Raw genomic sequence first — 2,563 nt, forward strand, 5'->3', positions numbered from 1 at the left:
GGATGAACAGGACGTGAACTGCGACACGCCGGGCCGGCCGGCCCGGCGTGTCGCAGTTCACGTCCTGTTCATCCGTCGTGGGGCAAGTACACCCAGCGGCCCCGCACCGGGTGCAGTCACCGAAACCATGAAGGAGTTGGCTGGGCACCCCTCCGGTCTTGTAGATTCGAACGAAAGGCGCGGAGCAGTAACCTCTCCGTTTCCCCCTGGAAACGGTGGCCACAGCTCACCGGCGACAACGAGACACTCCGTGGCCCCTTCAGGACCCTTACGACCCTTACGAGAACAGATCGGCGGCGACGACATGCGGCTGCGCGCACTGCTGGAGACCGATGCGCTGGGCCTGCGGCTGCTTGGCGGCGAGGACGAACTGGACCGGACCGTGCGCGGGGTGATGACCACCGACCTGCGGGATCCCAGCCGCTACCTGTCCGGTGGGGAGCTGGTGCTCACCGGTCTGGCCTGGCGGGCGGACGCCGAGGACTCCGAGCGTTTCGTGCGCATCCTGACCGGCGCCGGCGTCGCCGGACTGGCCGCCGGCGAGGCGGAGCTGGGGGCCGTGCCGGACGACCTGGTGCAGGCGTGTTTGCGCCATCACCTTCCGTTGTTCGCCGTGCATGAATCCGTTGCATTCGCGACCATCACCGAGTACGTCGTTCGACAGGTCTCCGGTGAGCGGGCCGGCGACCTGGCCGCTGTGGTGGATCGTCACCGGCGGCTGATGACCTCCGGTCCGACCGGCGGCGGCCCGGAGGTCGTACTCGACCTGCTCGGCTCCGACCTGGACCTTCACGCCTGGGTGCTGTCCCCCACGGGCCGCCGGATCGCGGGCGCCGGCGGCGAGCTGCCCGCCGACCGCGGAGCCCTGCTGGCGGGCGAGCACCTGGCCGCCACCCGCACCGGACGGCGCGGACCGCACCGCGCCACCGTCGGCGGAACCACCTACTCCCTCTTCCCGATCCGGAACACCGGCCGCGGCCCGGCCGCCACCCGGGACGTCCGGGCCACCGTGCTCTCCGACTGGCTGCTGGCCGTCGAGGCGGACGCCGGCGACTGGCCGGCCGCCCGGCTGGACCTGCTCCAGGGCGTCACCCAGTTGATCGCCGTGGAGCGCGACCGCCGGGACGCGGCCCGCACGGTACGCCGCCGACTGGCGCAGGAGGTGCTGGAGCTGGTGCAGTCCGGCGCCCCGCCCGCCGAGATCGCCGCCCGGCTGCGGGTGGCCGCCCCGGTGCTGCTGCCGGGCCTGGGCGCCGCGCCGCACTGGCAGGTCGTGGTCGGCCGGGTGGAGTGGGGCGACACCCCGTCCGCGCCCGGCGTCGAGGCCGGCGCGGTCGCCCAGTCGCTCCTGGAGGAGGTCCTGGTCGACCCCGCGACCGCCGGGCCCGACTCGGCCGACCGGATCGCGGTGGCCCACACCGGTGACGAGGCGATCGCCCTCGTACCGCTGCCCGCCGCCCCGGCCCCCGAGGGCGGAGCCCGGGAGCCCGGCGAGGACGCCCCGGAGGCCGCCGCGGACGCGGCCGGGAGCGGGCTGCACGCCGAGGTGCTGCTGTCGGCCGTGCAGGGCCCGCTGTCCGCCGGACTCGCCGACGACGGCCGACTCACCCTCGGAGTGAGCGCCCCGGTGCACTCCGCCGAGGGGCTGCGCGGGGCCCTGGAGGAGGCCCGGCACGCCCGCCGGGTGGCGGCGGCCCGGCCGGGCCGGGTCTGCGCGGCCGGCCACCACGAGCTCGCCTCGCACGTCCTGCTGCTGCCGTTCGTGCCGGACGACGTGCGCCGCGCCTTCACCGCCCGGCTGCTGGACCCGCTGCGGGACTACGACCGGCGCCACCGCGCCGAGCTGATCCCCACCCTGGAGGCGTTCCTGGACAGCGACGGCTCCTGGACCCGCTGCGCCTCCCGGCTCCATCTGCACGTCAACACCCTGCGCTACCGCATCGGCCGCATCGAGCAGTTGACCGGGCGGGACCTGTCCCGGCTGGAGGACAAGCTGGACTTCTTCCTGGCCCTGCGGATGTCCTGACGGACGGACGGATCTGATCCTGCGACCGACTCCCCTCCGGCTCCTCCCCCGGCGCCGGGCCGGACGTGCGCCGCCCGGCCCTCCCCGTGCTCCCCGCCGGCGATCGCGCGCTGCGCGGCGACTGCGCGAACTGCTTCGGACTGTGCTGCGTGGCGCTGCCGTTCACCGCCTCGGCGGACTTCGCCGCGGACAAGCCGGCCGGCGCCCCCTGCGGCAATCTGCGGTCCGACTTCCGCTGCGGCATCCACGACCGGCTGCGGGGCTCCGGCTACACCGGCTGCACCGTCTACGACTGCTTCGGCGCGGGCCAGAAGGTCTCCGGGCACACCTTCGGCGGCCGGGACTGGCGGCGCGACCCGTCGTCGGCCCGGCGGATGTTCGCCGTCTTCCCGGTCGTCCGCCACCTTCAGGAACTGCTGCGCCACCTCACCGAGGCGCTGGAGCTGCCCGCCGCGCGCCCGCTCCACGCCGAACTGCGCGCCAAGCGGGACGAGGTGGAGCGGGCGCGCGGCGGGCAGCTCCAGCGCCTCGGTGAGG

Annotated in this window: 1 protein-coding gene and 1 pseudogene; both read left to right on the plus strand. The window is 74.9% G+C overall.

Going from position 1 to position 2,563, the window contains the following annotated elements; all coding sequences use genetic code 11:
- Positions 1-304 precede the first annotated feature (304 nt).
- The gene (locus C6N75_RS27460) at positions 305-2,026 is read left to right on the plus strand and encodes a PucR family transcriptional regulator (protein WP_105871568.1); all 1,722 of its coding nucleotides are present in this window, start codon (positions 305-307) and stop codon (positions 2,024-2,026) included.
- Between the two features lie 86 nt (positions 2,027-2,112).
- A pseudogene (locus tag C6N75_RS27465) lies at positions 2,113-2,563 on the plus strand (pentapeptide repeat-containing protein); the annotation flags it as partial.

This window comes from Streptomyces solincola, from assembly GCF_002982015.1.
Classification (GTDB): domain Bacteria; phylum Actinomycetota; class Actinomycetes; order Streptomycetales; family Streptomycetaceae; genus Streptomyces; species Streptomyces solincola.

Coding starts and splice junctions, on each gene's coding strand:
- C6N75_RS27460 (WP_105871568.1), top strand. CDS start 305: ATGCGGCTGCGCGCACTGCTGGAGACCGATGCGCTGGGCCTGCGGCTG.